The 14,714-nt window shown below is 45.3% G+C and carries 16 protein-coding genes; 8 read left to right on the top strand and 8 right to left on the bottom strand.

What is annotated here, in order from left to right; translation table 11 throughout:
• The 5 genes from HGG78_RS11155 to def all read right to left on the bottom strand — a co-directional run bounded on the left by HGG78_RS11155 (position 1) and on the right by def (position 5,721).
• Positions 1 to 1,446 (bottom strand): TrkH family potassium uptake protein, encoded by a 1,446-nt coding sequence (locus HGG78_RS11155; protein ID WP_172532913.1) that lies wholly within the window; start codon positions 1,444 to 1,446, stop codon positions 1 to 3.
• 12 nt (positions 1,447 to 1,458) lie between these two features.
• Complete coding sequence (trkA, locus tag HGG78_RS11160; protein WP_053312193.1) at positions 1,459 to 2,835, bottom strand: Trk system potassium transporter TrkA; 1,377 nt, start codon at positions 2,833 to 2,835, stop codon at positions 1,459 to 1,461.
• Between the two features lie 74 nt (positions 2,836 to 2,909).
• Complete coding sequence (gene rsmB / locus HGG78_RS11165; protein ID WP_172532914.1) at positions 2,910 to 4,190, bottom strand: 16S rRNA (cytosine(967)-C(5))-methyltransferase RsmB; 1,281 nt, start codon at positions 4,188 to 4,190, stop codon at positions 2,910 to 2,912.
• A gap of 57 nt (positions 4,191 to 4,247) precedes the next feature.
• The gene (gene fmt / locus HGG78_RS11170; protein WP_172532915.1) at positions 4,248 to 5,195 is read right to left on the bottom strand and encodes a methionyl-tRNA formyltransferase; all 948 of its coding nucleotides are present in this window, start codon (positions 5,193 to 5,195) and stop codon (positions 4,248 to 4,250) included.
• A gap of 16 nt (positions 5,196 to 5,211) precedes the next feature.
• Positions 5,212 to 5,721 (bottom strand): peptide deformylase, encoded by a 510-nt coding sequence (gene def, locus HGG78_RS11175; RefSeq protein ID WP_210731353.1) that lies wholly within the window; start codon positions 5,719 to 5,721, stop codon positions 5,212 to 5,214.
• A 140-nt stretch (positions 5,722 to 5,861) separates the two neighbouring features.
• Between def and HGG78_RS11180 the strand changes: the two genes are divergently transcribed.
• The 4 genes from HGG78_RS11180 to HGG78_RS11195 are packed head-to-tail and all read left to right on the top strand — an operon-like array spanning position 5,862 to position 9,170.
• On the top strand, positions 5,862 to 6,983 hold the full coding sequence (locus tag HGG78_RS11180; RefSeq protein ID WP_172532916.1) for a LysM peptidoglycan-binding domain-containing protein: 1,122 nt from the start codon (positions 5,862 to 5,864) through the stop codon (positions 6,981 to 6,983).
• Complete coding sequence (dprA, locus tag HGG78_RS11185) at positions 6,983 to 8,092, top strand: DNA-processing protein DprA (protein ID WP_172532917.1); 1,110 nt, start codon at positions 6,983 to 6,985, stop codon at positions 8,090 to 8,092. The genes HGG78_RS11180 and dprA overlap by 1 nt, the downstream gene beginning before the upstream one ends.
• Positions 8,093 to 8,094: 2 nt before the next feature.
• On the top strand, positions 8,095 to 8,571 hold the full coding sequence (locus HGG78_RS11190; protein WP_053312199.1) for a DUF494 family protein: 477 nt from the start codon (positions 8,095 to 8,097) through the stop codon (positions 8,569 to 8,571).
• Positions 8,572 to 8,597: 26 nt separating this feature from the next.
• Positions 8,598 to 9,170, top strand: a complete 573-nt coding sequence (locus HGG78_RS11195; RefSeq protein WP_141652931.1) for a DNA topoisomerase family protein — start codon at positions 8,598 to 8,600, stop codon at positions 9,168 to 9,170.
• 77 nt (positions 9,171 to 9,247) lie between these two features.
• Here HGG78_RS11195 and HGG78_RS11200 read toward each other — a convergent pair whose 3' ends face one another.
• Together HGG78_RS11200 and purE are read right to left on the bottom strand one after the other, a co-directional pair.
• The gene (locus tag HGG78_RS11200; RefSeq protein WP_172532918.1) at positions 9,248 to 10,378 is read right to left on the bottom strand and encodes a 5-(carboxyamino)imidazole ribonucleotide synthase; all 1,131 of its coding nucleotides are present in this window, start codon (positions 10,376 to 10,378) and stop codon (positions 9,248 to 9,250) included.
• Positions 10,379 to 10,382: 4 nt separating this feature from the next.
• The gene (gene purE, locus HGG78_RS11205; RefSeq protein ID WP_168523798.1) at positions 10,383 to 10,868 is read right to left on the bottom strand and encodes a 5-(carboxyamino)imidazole ribonucleotide mutase; all 486 of its coding nucleotides are present in this window, start codon (positions 10,866 to 10,868) and stop codon (positions 10,383 to 10,385) included.
• Between the two features lie 197 nt (positions 10,869 to 11,065).
• Between purE and tsaC the strand changes: the two genes are divergently transcribed.
• The 4 genes from tsaC (at position 11,066) to HGG78_RS11225 (ending at position 13,723) form a co-directional block, all read left to right on the top strand.
• Complete coding sequence (gene tsaC / locus HGG78_RS11210) at positions 11,066 to 11,623, top strand: L-threonylcarbamoyladenylate synthase type 1 TsaC (protein ID WP_168523796.1); 558 nt, start codon at positions 11,066 to 11,068, stop codon at positions 11,621 to 11,623.
• 20 nt (positions 11,624 to 11,643) lie between these two features.
• On the top strand, positions 11,644 to 12,558 hold the full coding sequence (hemF, locus tag HGG78_RS11215) for an oxygen-dependent coproporphyrinogen oxidase (RefSeq protein ID WP_053312203.1): 915 nt from the start codon (positions 11,644 to 11,646) through the stop codon (positions 12,556 to 12,558).
• A 65-nt stretch (positions 12,559 to 12,623) separates the two neighbouring features.
• The gene (gene aroE / locus HGG78_RS11220) at positions 12,624 to 13,457 is read left to right on the top strand and encodes a shikimate dehydrogenase (RefSeq protein WP_172532919.1); all 834 of its coding nucleotides are present in this window, start codon (positions 12,624 to 12,626) and stop codon (positions 13,455 to 13,457) included.
• Positions 13,457 to 13,723 carry a DUF1488 family protein gene (locus HGG78_RS11225; RefSeq protein ID WP_172532920.1) on the top strand — a complete coding sequence of 89 codons (267 nt, stop codon included), beginning with the start codon at positions 13,457 to 13,459 and terminating at the stop codon, positions 13,721 to 13,723. Before aroE ends, HGG78_RS11225 begins: the two co-directional genes overlap by 1 nt.
• A 1-nt stretch (position 13,724) precedes the next feature.
• Here HGG78_RS11225 and HGG78_RS11230 read toward each other — a convergent pair whose 3' ends face one another.
• Positions 13,725 to 14,273: a gamma carbonic anhydrase family protein gene (locus tag HGG78_RS11230; RefSeq protein ID WP_053312206.1), complete on the bottom strand. Its 549-nt coding sequence runs from the start codon at positions 14,271 to 14,273 to the stop codon at positions 13,725 to 13,727.
• Positions 14,274 to 14,714 lie beyond the last annotated feature (441 nt).

The raw sequence follows: 14,714 nt of genomic DNA on the forward strand, positions 1-14,714 counted from the left end.
TTAACGTCGCCAAAATGCAGGAAAAAATAATACTAGAATAGTCAAAATTTCTAAGCGCCCCATCAGCATGCCGAAACTTAATACCCATTTAGCGGCATCTGGCAGTGGTGCAAAATTACCTGTCGGACCTATCACTGAACCCATTCCAGGCCCAACGTTGGCAACCGCAGTGATAGAGCCTGAAATGCTGGTGATAGGATCAAGCCCCATGGCACTTAAACAGCCAGCAATAGCAATGATGGTGATGAAAAATGTGATACCAAATGCAACCACAGAACGCACTATGTCATCATTGACTGGGCGTTGATTGTATCGCTGAACAAATACCCCTGATGGATGGATGAGTTTCATCATTTGCTTGTTGAGTAAGGTCATTGCGATTTGAAAACGGAACACCTTGATGCCTCCGGATGTCGAGCCAGAACAGGCTCCTGCCATCATTAGGAAAGCAAATAGTGTGCTGGGTAATGCTCCCCAGGCGGTAAAGTCCTCTAAGCCAAACCCTGTGGTTGTGACGACAGAGATAATGTTAAACATTGACACGCGTAGAGCATCAAGCCAGTTATAACCATCTCGTACGATTAACCACACGGTGATGATTAGGCTTGAGACCAAAAAGAGATAAGTAAAACCGCGTACTTGCGCGTCTTTGTAGAGTGCTTGAGGTTTTCGCTTGCGTAAGGCGGTGACAAACAATAAAAACGGCAAGCCACCCAGAAACATAAACAAGGTCGCAACCCAGTGTGCCCCGTTAGAAAAATGGTTCATTGACCCATCCGAGGTCGAGTATCCGCCGGTTGAAAGGGTGGTAAACGAGTGGTTGATCGCTTCAAAAAAGGTCATGCCAGTTAGCATGTAGCCAATGAGGCATAGTAAGGTGAGAACCAAGTAAACGACAACGATGTTTTTGGCAACGGTTTTAGCTCTTGGGCTGCTTTTATCTGACCAATCAGATGATTCAGTCTGGAACAGTTTCATGCCACCCACGTTAAGCATTGGTAGTACCGCTACCGCCATCACGATAAAGCCAACCCCACCCAACCATTGCAAGATGGATCGCCACAGTAAAATGCTTGGAGACATATTATCAAGGCCACTTAAAACGGTTGAACCGGTTGTTGTAATGCCAGACATGGTTTCAAAGTAAGCATCGGTGAAACTAATGTGGTTGATAAACACAAAGGGTAGTGCCGCAAACGCACTGGCGATAGTCCACACTAAGCTAGTGATGAGAAACATGTCACGTACACTGAGCTTGAAGTGACTGGTGCGTCCAAGGCTTAGACAGATAAAGGCGGCGACATGAGTGATTATGACCGCTTGGGCAAAATCTAAAAAACCGCTGGTACCTGTAAAAAAAGCAACTAATGTTGGCACGTACATAAAGAGGGCTAGCTTAGAAAGGACTAACCCAATAACAAATAAAATGGGGCGTAAATTCAACATAACGCCAATAACCTATAGGAAGAATGGACTAGGTTGGAATAGGGTTTCGACATCAGGCACGTATTTCTTGTCGACCAGGAACATAACGACGTGGTCATCTTGTTCGATAACGGTACGATCGTGAGCAATCAATACCTCTTCACCACGCACTATGGCGCCGATGGTTGTGCCTGGTGGTAGTTTGATATCGCCGACCGCGCGACCAACCACTTTCGAAGTACTTTCATCGCCATGAGCGATCGCTTCTATCGCTTCAGCGGCACCACGGCGTAGTGATGATACGTTGACAATATCGGCTCGACGTACGTGGGTCAGTAACGCTGAAATAGTGGCTTGTTGCGGTGAAATGGCAACATCAATGACCCCACCTTGCACAAGGTCAACATAAGCACCGCGCTGGATTAGCACCATCACTTTTTTGGCGCCCATGCGTTTTGCGAGCATGGCTGACATAATATTGGTCTCATCTTCATTCGTTAGAGCGATAAAGACATCAACTTGGTCGATATTTTCTTCCGTGAGCAGTTCTTGGTCTGCTGCGTCACCACAAAACACAATGGTGTTCTCTAGCTCTTCGGATAGCTGTTCAGCGCGTGGGTAATGACGCTCAATCAGTTTGACGCTGTAAGAGTGTTCAAGGCGTTTGGCTAGGCTTGCACCAATGTTACCACCACCGACAATCATGATGCGGCGATACGTTTTCTCAAGCCTTTGTAGTTCACTCATGATTGAACGAATATGGTTACTCGCAGCGACAAAAAAGACCTCATCATCCGCTTCAATAATGGTAGTGCCTTGTGGTCGAATCGGACGGCCTTGACGAAAAATAGCAGCAACGCGAGTATCAATATGGGGCATATGTTCACGTAATGCCGATAACGCATTCCCTACCAAAGGCCCGCCATAGTAGGCTTTGACTGCCACTAGGCTAACTTTTTCTTCGGCAAAGCTGACAACTTGCAGTGCGCCTGGATATTGAATCAAACGTTCGATGTAGCTGGTAACCAGTTCTTCTGGGGCAATTAAGTGATCGACAGGAATCGCACCCGATTGGAAAAGCGTTTCCTTTTCAGCCAAATATTCAGGAGAGCGAATCCGTGCAATTCGGTTGGGTGTGTTAAATAAAGAGAATGCCACTTGGCACGCGGCCATGTTAGTTTCATCGGTGTTTGTCACTGCAACCAGCATGTCAGCATCTTGAGCACCTGCCTCACGCAGAATATCAGGATGACTGGCATGGCCGTTGACGACTCGTAAGTCATACTTGTCTTGTAGCTCACGTAAGCGATCACTGTTTTTATCGACAACGGTGATGTCATTGTTCTCGCCGACCAAGTTTTCAGCCAGTGTGCCACCGACCTGACCTGCACCAAGAATAATGATTTTCATATTGTTTTCTCTTCTTTAACTACCGAATTTCGGTAACCGAAAAGGCAGCACAAGGCTGCCAATGTTCGCTGATTTTAGGCTTGTTTGGTTAATACTGCGTAGTAGAAACCATCCATATCTTCTTCACCAGGAAGAATTTGACGTCCCGGCTGTTCTTTATCCGATCCAACAAGCTGTGCGTTTGCGGTACGCGCTAAGAATGCTTTTACTTGTAGGCTATTTTCTTGCGGAGTAATTGAGCAAGTCGCGTAAACCATAGTGCCACCGACTTTTAATTGCTTCCACATTGCATCCATAATTTCGCTTTGTAATTCAGCTAATACCTCAATATCGCTGCCACGACGCAACCATTTGATGTCAGGGTGACGACGAATTACCCCCGTTGCTGAACATGGCGCATCTAACAAAATTCGGTCAAATTGCTCGCCATGCCACCATTCTTCAGGGTAGCGTGCATCACCACAAATAACATCGGCACGTAGTTGTAAGCGTTCAAGGTTGTCATACACACGCTCAAGGCGGGTGGCATCACTATCAATTGCAACCACTTCAGTATCGACGGTGTGCTCTAAAATATGCGCCGTTTTACCACCAGGAGCTGCGCAACAATCTAAGATCAATTCGCCCTCTTTTGGTGTTAAGTAATCGACAGCCAATTGTGCGGCAGCATCTTGTACCGACACCCAGCCACGATCAAAGCCAGGCAATAATGTCACATCGCAAGGCGTGAGCAATTTTATGGCGTCAGAAGCGTGAGAATGTACATCGCATTCAATGTTTTCATTTTTCAGCAGCGCTAGATATTCATCTCTGGTGTGATGTTGGCGATTAACACGCAGCCACATTGGCGCTTTGCTGTTATTGGCTTCAACGATCTGTTGCCATTGGTCGGGATAGGCTTGCTGTAACAGTTTCAGTAACCAACTTGGATGAGCATATTTACCTGCATTATGGCTGACAGCATGCGCATCTAAGGCTTCTTGATCGCGTAAATAGCTACGCAATACGGCATTGATTAAGCCTGCAAGGCTTGGTCCTCGTAGCGTTTTTGTGCCTTCTACCGTATCAGCAACGGCAGCGTGTGCTGGAATACGCATAAAACTGAGTTGATAAATGCCAACCAAAATAAGGTGATGAAAAACGCGTTTTTTGCCCTTTAATGAATTATCCATCAATTCGTTAGCAATCGATTCTAAACGAGGTAAATAACGTAAAGCACCGTAGCAAATCTCTTGCAGTAGGGCATGGTCTCTTGGCTTAATGGTTTTTTGAGCCGCAGGAAGGGCGTGAGAAAGAGAGTGGCCTTTATCGACAACTTGGAACAAAACATTGGCAGCAGCAGCGCGAACATTCATGAGTAATACCGAATTTTAAAATGAAATTAATGAGGGTATCTCTACCCTCGCGAAGGTTTAGCTAAGCTGTGTACCCACTTCAAACCAGCTTGCTCTAGCATTAAGGATATCTTGTACTGGCAGTGCTTTTTTGCCTGGCACTTGCAGTTGTTCAAGTACCAATAGCCCATTGCCTGTAGCAACATAAATACCAGACTTATCAGCTTGAACAATAGTGCCAACTGGTTGGTTGCTTGTTTGTGCTTCAACGCGGCTTTGCCATACTTTGATAGTGTTTTCTGCAACGTCGAAATGGCTCATTGGCCATGGGTTAAAGGCACGCACGCAGCGCTCAATGAAAGCGGCATCCATCGACCAATCGATTTTTGCTTCTTCTTTGCTGAGTTTTTTAGCGTAGTTGGCCAAAGCGTCATCTTGCTTAGTGGCAATGGCTTTATCACTGGCAATATCTGCGATGCAATCGACCAAAGCTTGTGGGCCTAATTCTGCCAGTTTGCCATACATAGAGGCACTGGTGTCAGTCGCTTCGATGGGCAAGGTGGCAATTTTCAGCATATCACCTGTATCGAGGCCAATATCCATCTGCATAATGGTGACGCCAGTTTCACTGTCGCCAGCCCAAATAGAACGTTGTATTGGAGCCGCTCCACGCCAACGTGGCAAAATGGAACCGTGTACATTAATGCAGCCCAATCTTGGTGTATCTAATACCGCTTGAGGAAGCAATAAACCGTAAGCCACAACGACCATTAAATCGGCATTAAGCTCAGCCAACTGTTGCTTGGCTTGATCCGATTTAAAGTTTTCTGGCTGATAAACCTCAATGTTGTGCTCAACAGCGATCTGTTTTACTGGGCTCGCTGTCAACTTTTTGCCTCGACCTGCTGGGCGGTCTGGCTGAGTATAAACGGCAATAACCTCATGCTCCGAAGACAACAACGCCGCCAAATGACGGGCGGCGAAGTCCGGAGTACCTGCAAACACAATACGTAATGATTGGCTCAAGGTAACCTCACTTAAATTAGTTTTTTTCGTTGTAGCGTTTGATTTTCTCTAGCTTATCTTTGATGCGCTTACGTTTTAAAGGCGAGAGGTAATCTACAAATAGTTTGCCTTGTAAGTGATCAAGCTCGTGCTGAACACAAATTGCTAACAGGTCATCCGCTTCAAATGAGAACTCTTTTCCGTCACGGTCTAATGCTTTTACCGTCACTTCAGCAGCGCGAGGAACCAGTGCTCGTGCCCCCGGAACCGATAGACAGCCTTCTTCAATGCCATCTTCACCGCTCTTATTAATGATCTCAGGGTTGATCAGCACCATTGGCTGATCGCGACTATCTGAAATGTCGATAACCACGATACGTTGATGAATATCGACTTGCGTTGCGGCAAGGCCGATACCTTCCTCGTCATACATGGTCTCAATCATGTCATCAACGATTTTTTGAATCTCAGGTGTCACCTTGTCTACCGGTTTTGCCACGGTGCGAAGGCGATCATCTGGAAATGTTAATACTTGTAATACAGACATATACACTCGAAAAATTGAACTGTGCCGAAACAGCTTAAAGCTTGTTGGCTCAATTCTAGACATTTTATGACCCAAATGACAGCATCCAAATGTTAATAATCGGATTCATTCTTATTTATTTCGACCAAGGAACTGAGGTCATGTCATCATTTATTCGCCATTTTGCCCTCATTTGTTGGCCATTGTTTTGGGCTGGATATACCTTGGCGGTTGATGAAATAGCGATCAAAATAAAGCCAGATGCACCCAAAACGTATGTTGTCGAGGACGGTGATACATTGTGGGGAATCTCGACACTTTACCTCGACACGCCATGGCAGTGGCCACAATTGTGGCAGATGAATCCCAGTATTGAGAACCCACATTTAATTTATCCGGGGGATAAGCTGGTATTGATCTGGCAGCGGAGCCAGCCACAACTGAGTGTAAAACCGCGGGTAAAGCTGAGTCCCCAAGTTCGGGTGCTTGCGAAAAGAGCCTTACCAATTGTTGAAGAGAGTCTACTGCTGCGATACCTCCATACTGACCGTCTAGTCGAGAAACAAACAGTGCAACGTAGTCAGCGCGTGTTAGGAGCAAGTAGTGGCCATCGCTATCTTACTGCGCAAGAGCCGCTTTACATCTCTGGTAAACAGAACCACAGCAGTTGGGGTATTTATCGTCAAGTTGGCCATTTTGTGCGTGACGATGAAACTATCCCCAGTAACGAGATGATCGCTCTGCGTTTGATTGCGACCGCTGAGCTTTCGGCGACCCAGCATGCGTATTCAGAGTTAACGATTACCGCTTTGCAACAAGAGATTAGGCTTAGTGATATTGCCTTGCCAGAAACAGAGGGCACGGCGTTGACATTCGCCACGACTTTTTATCCATCCCCGTCACCGAGAAACAGTGTCGCGCATATTTTAGGTCCCCTCACTGGGGGGGATTATGCGGGACAGAACCAAGTAGTGGTAATTGATAGAGGAGCGCAAGATCAACTCCGTCAAGGCAGTATGTTTGATTTGAGGCAAGAAGGAGCAGCGGTGCCCGTTCTCAAAGAGAAAAATAATGATGTAAAGATGTCAGCAGAGGATGAAATTCAACTGCCAAGTAATAGCGTAGGTAGCTTAATGGTACTTCATTGCTATGAGTATTTTAGCTTAGCCTTGATAACCAATAGCCGAATACCGATTAGCCGGGATATTTTAGCGGTATCGCCACAGGTATCAGAAGCCTCTAGCGAGTCTGAGTCAAAACCTCAATCTGAAAGCGCCAGTTAATGCAAACCACAGATTTAGCCGCATGGCTGATGTTAAGTTCTATTCCCAAGCTGGGAGGAAAAAAGCTTTCGCGTTTAGCCACATTAGATTCTTTAACTAATGTGGTTCAGTATTCAACCAGTCAACTGCTAGCGGTTGGTTTAACGTCTGAACAGATCGACTACCTGCGTCATCATGCGCCGCAAGAAGCGGATAAATGTTTGAAATGGCTACAAGCCAGTACGTCTCATCATATAGTGACATCGCAATGTGCTCATTACCCGCCGTTATTGAAAGAAATAGCTTCAGCACCACCGTTACTGTTTATTAAAGGAAGAGTTGAAGCGTTATCGGATCCACAAATTGCAATGGTAGGGAGCCGCAATGCCAGCCCTGATGGGCAACGTATTGCGCACCAATTTGCTCGTGATTTCGTGCAGCATGGCTTGATAGTCACCAGTGGGTTGGCATTAGGTATTGATGGTCATGCCCATGACGGAGCTTTGCAAGGCAGTGGTGAAACAATTGCCGTACTTGGCTCTGGACTTGAGTGTATTTACCCCGCTCGCCATAAAAAATTAGCAGAGCGTGTGGCGGCAAGCGGCGCGCTTGTGTCTGAATTTCGCCCGTATGCCAAACCGCGTCCTGATAATTTCCCAAGGCGTAATCGAATTATTAGCGGTTTATCGACCGGAGTCGTGGTGGTAGAGGCAGCGGAAAAAAGCGGTTCACTGATCACTGCGCGTTATGCGGCAGAACAAGGCCGAGATGTATTTGTGATCCCCGGCTCTATTGCCAATCCAAGTAGCCGTGGCAGTAATCAATTGATCCGAACTGGGGCTTGTTTAGTACAAAATGCACAACAGGTGCTGGATGAAATTGGCACTTTAGTTGATTGGTCATTACGCCAACAGATCGCACAACCGGATTTATTTGCCGCAGAATGTGATCAGCAATTGCCATTTGCCGAACTGTTAGCTAACGTAGGAGTAGAGGCTACGCCAGTTGATATTCTTGCCAGTAGGACCCATATACCTGTGCATGAAGTCATGATGCAGCTCTTAGAGCTTGAGCTTTCAGGGCATGTTGTTGCAGTTTCCGGTGGCTATATTCGTAAGGGGAGGGGCTAGCTATGATGATGGATATACTGATGTATCTGTTTGAAACCTACATCCATAGCGATGCAGAGTTACAAGTAGACCAAGATGAGCTTGAAGATGAATTGCTTCGAGCAGGTTTTCACCAAAAAGATATCTACAAAGCCCTTAACTGGTTAGAAGAGCTGGCAGCATTACAGCAAACTGATGCTCATTCTGCGATTGCGACCAGTGCAACCACTTCCATGCGGATCTATACCCCGCAAGAGATGGAAAGATTGGATCTCGAAAGCCGAGGCTTTCTCTTGTTCCTTGAACAGGTTGAAGTTCTAACGCCTGAGATTCGCGAGATGGTGATAGATCGAATCATGGGGTTAGAAACCAATGAATTTGAGTTGGATGACTTAAAGTGGATCATTTTAATGGTGCTGTTTAACGTACCAGGCAATGAAAATGCTTATACGCTTATGGAAGAGTTGTTGTACACCAAAGAGCAAGGCATTTTGCATTGATCTCACCGTCCATCTAGTTGAGCGTTATGAGCCGTAAAATTGATCAACAACTTTTTTCCGCGCATGAACATGCGCTACAGCACGAACCTTGTCCTCAATGTGGCGGAGAGTTACAGATCCGCCATGGCAAACATGGCCCGTTTTTAGGCTGCACACAGTATCCTGCGTGTGGCTATATTCGTTCATTGCACCAAAATGACGGGCATATCATCAAAGAGTTAGGGGTTCCTTGTCCTGAGTGCGGGCATGAGCTTGTACTGCGCCAAGGTCGTTATGGGATGTTTATTGGCTGTAGTGATTACCCTAACTGTCATCATATTCAGAGTTTAGATACTCCAGAAGAAGACACATCACACCAAAAACTGCTTTGCCCCGAATGCTTGAAAGGGCACTTGGTTGAGCGAAAAACTCGTCATGGTAAAACTTTTAACGCCTGCGATAACTACCCTAAATGTAAGTTTGCCGTTAATCAGCCACCAGTAGCCGGTAAATGTGAAAAGTGTGGATTTGGATTATTGGTAGAGAAAAAGCTGGCTAGTGGTGTTAAACACCAATGTGCCGATCGAAAATGTGCACATACTCAAGTTGAAAACGAATAAAAAATAGCACGGTTAACGTGCCATTTTAGATCTTAGCGAGAGAATACAACCGTCAGCGCATTCTCTAAGGTATTGCTCTATTTTAACTGCTTTGCAAAGTGATGCACGGCAGGAAATGCATTTTCATCCAGTACGTCTGCTAAATGGCAAAGCGTGCGTTGCAGCTCTGCACTGTAGTCAGCGCTGACATTGATGTGTCCCATTTTACGTCCAATACGTTTCTCTTTACCATACCAATGTACGTGACAACCTTCGGTTGCGAGCACTTCTTCAGGTAAGGTATCTTCGCCTAGAATATTAATCATCGATGTCGGGCGAACCAGTTTTGTACTCCCTAAAGGAAGGCCACACACCGCGCGTAAGTGGTTCTCAAATTGACAAGTTTCAGCGCCTTGTTGTGTCCAGTGACCTGAGTTGTGTACGCGTGGGGCAATCTCATTGACCAGTAACGCTCCTTGCACATCAAAAAACTCTAACGCTAAAACCCCAACATAATCTAATCGTTTTGCTACCGCGCTGAACATCTCTTGGGCTTGCTGCTGTAGTTCAAGGTCATCAATGGCTGTCGATAAGCTTAATACACCATCGGTATGGACGTTTTCAGCTAGCGGATAAACGGCAATGCTGCCATCTTTTGCGCGTGCGCCAACCAGCGATACTTCTCGGTCAAAAGGAACAAACTCTTCGGCGACGATAGCTTGAGTTGGTGTTGCGTCGATACAAGCTTGCATTTCAGGCCAAATTTCATCGGCTTGTTGTGCACCTTTCAAACGCCATTGACCTTTACCATCGTAGCCACCCAAGGCACTTTTCAACACCATAGGCAGGCCGATGTGAGCAATAGCTGCATCGAAATCTTCACGTGAATTAATCACAAAATATTTGGCATTTTTGACGTGAGCTTTATCTAGTAGCGCTTTTTCAAGGCGACGATCGCCACCGGCTTTGATAGCTTCCACGCTAGGTAAAAACTTCCCGCTTTGCTCGCAAATAGCGAGAATGTCATGTGGGATGTGTTCAAACTCCGCAGTTATTACATCGGCTTGCTGGATGGCATTCTCTAGCCCGTGACCAATAACATGCAAAGTCAGTGGGTGGACGATATTGCCACTCCCGACATCAAAAGCGGATATTTGAATATTCAGTGGGGCACCAGCTAAGGCCATCATGCGAGCGAGTTGACCTGCCCCCAATACTAAAACGTGCATAGTATTAGTCCTCAGCTGGGTTAGGGTTAGCTAAGACCGTTTCTGTTTGTTCGTTGCGAAAGGCTTCCACTTTGGTCATTACCGTTTCATCACTGGTTCCAATGATCTGTGCTGCTAATAGCCCAGCATTGGCTGCGCCCGCTTCACCAATCGCTAGCGTACCTACAGCAATGCCTTTTGGCATTTGCACGATAGAAAGTAACGAGTCCATCCCTTTTAAGGCTTTTGACTGCACCGGAACGCCTAAAACAGGTAGGCTTGTAAAAGCCGCTGTCATTCCTGGAAGGTGCGCCGCACCGCCAGCTCCAGCGATAATCACTTTAATACCGCGATCTTTTGCACCGCTAGCGTAATCGGCCAGAAGTTGAGGAGTGCGGTGTGCTGAAACCACTTTGGTTTCGTAAGCGATGCCAAATTGGTCCAACATCTCGGCTGCTAGCTTCATGGTTGGCCAATCGGATTTAGAACCCATGATAATTCCGACTTTCATCTCAAACTCCTTCAAACATCTTAAAATTGGGTGATCAGGTGATTTGCGCGCATTATACGAGTATTTTTTCTTTAGGAAAACGTTTGCGTCGGCCTAATTTATCGATTGATACATTTTATCAACAAATAGCTTTAGCCTGTTTCCATCAGAGTTTGTACACTTAGCCTCAAGATCAGATCTAACTTATGGATGTTTTTGTGAATAATTTTGAGCATACCTTGCAAGCATTGCGTGATGGTGAAGTTATCGCTTACCCAACCGAGGGCGTGTTTGGGGTGGGGTGTGACCCAGATAACCCTGATGCTATTCAAAAATTGTTAACGTTGAAGCAGCGCCCAGTGAATAAAGGCTTAATTTTAATTGCCGCATCTTATGAGCAATTGCTGCCTTATATTGATGAAAGCCAGTTGACCAAAGAGCAGCTTGAACGTGTCCATGCTACTTGGCCTGGGCCTGTGACTTGGATTATGCCAACCAGTGATAAAGTGTCGGAATGGGTGAGTGGCCAATTTGATTCAATTGCCGTACGTGTGACGGATCATCCTTTGGTTCAAAAGCTGTGTAATGCTTATGGAAAACCGTTAACCTCTACCAGCGCGAATTTGACGGGTCTTCCCCCTTGCATGACCACGCAAGAAGTCGAATTGCAATTAGGTGAACGACTAGTTGCGATTTTAGACGGTGAGACTGGCGGTCGAAATAAACCAAGTGAGATTCGTGACGCAAAAACATCACAAGTATTAAGACAGGGCTAACCCTGCCAAGGAAGTAAGCGATGCCAACCATTGATAAACAAGCAGTGAAGCAATTTTTGCTTGAGCTGCAAGATTCCATTTGTCTGCAATTAGAGCAAGCTGATGGGCAAGCCCTGTTTGAGGAAGATGCGTGGCATCGCGAGCCGGGAGAGCGACTAGGTGGCGGTGGTCGAACTCGTGTGATGCGAAATGGTCATGTCTTTGAACAAGGTGGCGTTAATTTTTCCCATGTTGCAGGTAAAGAAATGCCAGCATCGGCTACGGCTCATCGTCCTGAATTAGCGGGTCGAAAATTTGAAGCTATGGGTGTTTCATTAGTGATGCACCCTAATAACCCTTATATACCGACTTCACACGCAAACGTGCGATTTTTTATAGCAGAAAAAGAAGGTGAAGCGCCTATCTGGTGGTTTGGCGGTGGGTTTGACCTTACGCCATTCTATCCCTTCGAAGAAGATGCCCAGTCATGGCATGACACCGCGAAACAGTTGTGTACTCCATTTGGTGAGAGCGTTTATGCCGAGCATAAGGCATGGTGTGATAAGTATTTCTTTCTTCCGCACCGCAATGAAACACGCGGTATTGGTGGTTTGTTTTTCGATGATTTAAACGCTTGGGGTTTTGAGCGATGCTTTGCTTATATGCAGGCGGTAGGTCAAGGATATACCGATGCTTATTTACCGATCATTGAACGCCGTAAAGAGATGGAATATGGCGAAAGAGAGCGTCAATTTCAACTTTACCGCCGTGGACGTTATGTTGAATTCAACTTAGTGTATGACCGCGGAACATTGTTTGGTTTACAAAGTGGTGGCCGGACCGAATCAATTCTAATGTCGATGCCTCCTTTGGCTCGTTGGGAATATAGCTATCAGCCTGATGAAAATAGCGCAGAAGCAAAATTAAAACAGTTTTTAGTCCCAAGAGAGTGGTGACAAAAAGCGTATTCCAATGGTAGGGTCACAACAGTGATCCTTTTTGATTTTAGGTAGGCAGGGATATGGCTCATCACATTGATCAATATGCAGTATTTGGTAACCCAATTGGACATAGTAAATCTCCTTTTATCCATACGCTTTTCGCTCGTCAAACCAATCAGGAAATGAAATATAAGGCATTGCTTGCTCCTGTTGATGGTTTTAGGAATGCGGCTGATACTTTTTTTACTAATGGTGGCAGAGGCTGCAATGTGACCGCGCCATTCAAAGAAGATGCTTATCAATTTGCAGATCGCTTAACTGAGCGCGCGAAACTAGCTGGTGCCGTGAATACGTTAAAGAAACTGGATGATGGTGAGATCATTGGCGATACCACAGATGGTGCAGGGTTAGTTCAGGATTTGTTGCAACACCAAGTGCAAATAAAAGAAGCAACCATTTTATTAATGGGCGCTGGTGGAGCTGCTCGAGGTGTGATTAAAGATCTCCTAGACCAACAACCAAAGAAACTGGTCATCACTAATCGAACTTTTATTAAGGCGCAGCAACTTGCAGATGTTTTCCAAGATTTTGGTGATATCGATGCTATCCCAATGGATCAGATTGATCAGTCATTTGATGTTGTGATTAACTCGACATCAGCGAGTTTAAATGGTGAGTGTCCTGATATTTCCGTCAAAATATTTGGTGATAATACAGTTGCTTATGACATGATGTATGGTAAGGGGCTAACGAGTTTTAATCAGTGGGCGCATAACAACGGTTGTGCTCATGTCTATGACGGCTTGGGTATGTTGGTTGGACAGGCGGCGGAAAGCTTTATGTTATGGCGTGGCTTAAGACCTGGCTCTAGACAGATCCTGAGAGAACTTAGAAAAAACTTAGAAGGACAATAATGAACCAAGCCATTTTATTTCCAGATATGCAACATTGGCATCAAGCAAGTCAAAGTGTGGTGTTTCCTGCACAACATGTGGGAGCGCTGATCGAGTGTGTTGTTTCTATTTCTGTTTTGAGCAAAATTTCTGGTGAAGCAATAGAGAATAGCCAACAAGCTCTTCAAGTCTTCGCACAATGGCGTTTTGATCTGGAAGAGCTAGCGGAAACATTAATAGAAGATGAAGAGTTTAATGTGCAAGGCCAGATTGAAATTAGCGAGTAGGCTATTCCACTGTTTTGACGCTTGATAGATAGTCATTCTTGTTTTGCACATAGTTTGCGGAAGATTTAAGTAAAAAAGCGCGTTCTTTATCAGTTAATGGGCGTGCTTGTTTCACTGGGGACCCAACATAGAGGTAGCCACTTTCAAGTACCTTATTGGGTGGTACTAAACTGCCAGCCCCAACCATAACGTCTGATTCCACGATCACACCATCTAATACTATCGCCCCCATACCAATTAAAACGCGATCATGAATTGTACAACCGTGAAGCATCACCTTATGTCCGATAGTGACATCCTCACCAATCAGTAATGGATAACCGTTCGGGTTCTCTTCGTTTTTATGCGTAACATGTAAAACGCTACCATCTTGAATATTAGAGCGCTTACCAATGTAGATATGGTTAACATCACCTCTAGCAGCCACTAATGGCCATATACTGACATCTTCCTCTAGTACAATATCGCCCACGAGTACTGAACTGCTATCTATATAGACATTGCGTTCAATTTTTGGAGAGATACCTTTATAACTGCGAATCGATGACATAGTCGTTTCCTTTTATAGTGATGAGATGGGCAAATGAAACAGAAATAGTGGTAAAAACAACCTATTTGAATAAAAAACACTCCAGCAAACAAAAAATCAAAAAAAAACGCAAAAAGGGGTTGCCAATGTGATGGCGATCTCTATAATGCCGCCTCACTGACACGGCACAGCCAGTAAGGGTTTAAGCCCACTAGCCAGTCAATCAGTAGGTCAAATCGGTAAGACGAAATAATTTAAAAAAGTGTTTGACACAAAAAATTATCTCGCTAGAATGGCCGCCTCTTCCAAGGAAGCCACGGCAACCAAACGAAGAGCGCTCTTTAACAATATAAACCTATCAATCTGTGTGGGCACTCGTTGATGATAATCGAAAAAGATTTATCAATGAACTGAGTGACCAATCAGAATCAAGTTTACTTGATTTTGGCACAGTCAATTCAT

This window comes from Vibrio aestuarianus (assembly GCF_012395185.1).
GTDB lineage: Bacteria > Pseudomonadota > Gammaproteobacteria > Enterobacterales > Vibrionaceae > Vibrio > Vibrio aestuarianus.

Coding starts and splice junctions, on each gene's coding strand:
- HGG78_RS11155 (WP_172532913.1), bottom strand. CDS start 1,446: ATGTTGAATTTACGCCCCATTTTATTTGTTATTGGGTTAGTCCTTTCT.
- trkA (WP_053312193.1), bottom strand. CDS start 2,835: ATGAAAATCATTATTCTTGGTGCAGGTCAGGTCGGTGGCACACTGGCT.
- rsmB (WP_172532914.1), bottom strand. CDS start 4,190: ATGAATGTTCGCGCTGCTGCTGCCAATGTTTTGTTCCAAGTTGTCGAT.
- def (WP_210731353.1), bottom strand. CDS start 5,721: ATGTCTGTATTACAAGTATTAACATTTCCAGATGATCGCCTTCGCACC.
- HGG78_RS11180 (WP_172532916.1), top strand. CDS start 5,862: ATGTCATCATTTATTCGCCATTTTGCCCTCATTTGTTGGCCATTGTTT.
- dprA (WP_172532917.1), top strand. CDS start 6,983: ATGCAAACCACAGATTTAGCCGCATGGCTGATGTTAAGTTCTATTCCC.
- HGG78_RS11190 (WP_053312199.1), top strand. CDS start 8,095: ATGATGATGGATATACTGATGTATCTGTTTGAAACCTACATCCATAGC.
- HGG78_RS11195 (WP_141652931.1), top strand. CDS start 8,598: ATGAGCCGTAAAATTGATCAACAACTTTTTTCCGCGCATGAACATGCG.
- HGG78_RS11200 (WP_172532918.1), bottom strand. CDS start 10,378: ATGCACGTTTTAGTATTGGGGGCAGGTCAACTCGCTCGCATGATGGCC.
- purE (WP_168523798.1), bottom strand. CDS start 10,868: ATGAAAGTCGGAATTATCATGGGTTCTAAATCCGATTGGCCAACCATG.
- hemF (WP_053312203.1), top strand. CDS start 11,644: ATGCCAACCATTGATAAACAAGCAGTGAAGCAATTTTTGCTTGAGCTG.
- aroE (WP_172532919.1), top strand. CDS start 12,624: ATGGCTCATCACATTGATCAATATGCAGTATTTGGTAACCCAATTGGA.
- HGG78_RS11225 (WP_172532920.1), top strand. CDS start 13,457: ATGAACCAAGCCATTTTATTTCCAGATATGCAACATTGGCATCAAGCA.
- HGG78_RS11230 (WP_053312206.1), bottom strand. CDS start 14,273: ATGTCATCGATTCGCAGTTATAAAGGTATCTCTCCAAAAATTGAACGC.